Source organism: Kribbella sp. NPDC059898 (assembly GCF_042730855.1).
In the GTDB taxonomy this organism is placed as follows: Bacteria; Actinomycetota; Actinomycetes; order Propionibacteriales; family Kribbellaceae; genus Kribbella.
Genome location: NZ_JBHWKR010000040.1, coordinates 1 through 1,352, shown reverse-complemented (window position 1 = coordinate 1,352; position 1,352 = coordinate 1). Strand labels below are relative to the sequence as shown.

General features: G+C 66.9%; 1 protein-coding gene. It reads left to right on the top strand.

Features of this window, described 5'->3' with window-relative positions; all coding sequences use genetic code 11:
* The first annotated feature begins 69 nt into the window (after nucleotides 1–69).
* Nucleotides 70–1,316, top strand: a protein-coding gene (locus ACFV9C_RS44765) for an IS3 family transposase (RefSeq protein WP_380204275.1) whose coding sequence is annotated in 2 segments (ribosomal slippage) — nucleotides 70–403 and nucleotides 403–1,316 — 1,248 coding nt in all. Because the reading frame shifts where the segments join, the coding sequence is not laid out codon by codon here.
* The last annotated feature ends 36 nt before the right edge of the window (nucleotides 1,317–1,352 follow it).

Genomic DNA, 1,352 nt, shown 5'->3' with positions numbered 1-1,352 from the left:
GGGCCCTGACCCTGGTTCTTGGACACGCCGAATCCAGCAGTTGCTGGAGTAAGCGAGATGATCCTGACCATGGCCCGCAAGAACTACTCCGAACAGTTCCGTCGGCAGGCCGTCGACTTGTACGAGTCCACCCCGGGCGCGACGCTGAAAGGCATCGCGGCTGATCTCGGGGTCGAACGGGCGACCCTGAAACGCTGGGTCGACCAGTACGGCACGGGCAAGCACACGACTGCCGACGGCAAGACCACAAGCACGGGTAGCGGCGCGCACGCGGACCCGGTGCCCGCGGAGTCGGCGGAGGAAAAGATCGCTCGCCTCGAGGCCGAGAACGCCGCGCTGCGGGCGGAGAAGACCAAGCTCAGCACCGAGCGGGAGATCCTGCGCCAGGCAGCCAAGTATTTCGCCGGGGAGACGCGCTGGTGACCCGCTTCCAGTTCGTCGCCGACCACTCCACCACCTACGAGGTGAAGCGGCTGTGCGGGCTCGTCGAGATCGAGCGATCGTCGTACTACGCCTGGCTGAAGGCCGCTCCCGCCCGGCACGCGCGGGCCGCGGCCGATGCTCAACTCGCCGACCGGATCCGGTCGATCCACGGCGAGGACAACACCGTCGGTGCGCCGCGGGTGACCGCGGAGCTCAACGACGGTGCTGCCGCAGGCCAGCGGGTGAACCATAAGCGGGTCGCCCGCGTCATGCGCGAGCACGGCATCCGCGGCTACCAGCGCAAGCGGCGGGTGAAGACCACGATCCCCGAGCCGGCGGACCGCAAAGTGCCCGACCTGCTGAACCGCGACTTCACCGCCGACGCCCCGAACCTCAAGTACGTCGGGGACATCACCTACCTACCACTTGCCGACGGCAACAATCTCTACCTGGCCACGGTGATCGACTGCTACTCACGCCGCCTGGCCGGCTGGGCCGTCGCCGACCACATGCGCACCGAACTCGTCACCGACGCCCTCAAGGCAGCCCAAGCAACCCGCGGCAACCTCGCCGGAGCGGTCTTCCACAGCGATCACGGATCGGTCTACACCTCGAAAGACTACGCCCGCCTCTGCCACGAACTGGGCGTCACCCAGTCCATGGGCGCCATCGGGACGAGCGCCGACAACAGCCTCGCCGAATCGTTCAACGCCACCCTGAAACGCGAGGTCCTCCAAGACCACAACACCTGGCCAGACGAGACCACCTGCCACCGCCAAGTCTTCCGATGGCTGGTCCGCTACAACACCCGCCGCCGCCACTCCTGGTGCAACTACCAGTCCCCGAACACCCACGAGACCAACTACACCGCTACGCTCCCGTCAGCGGCATAAATCCACCACCGTGTCCAAGAACCGGGGGTATGGCCC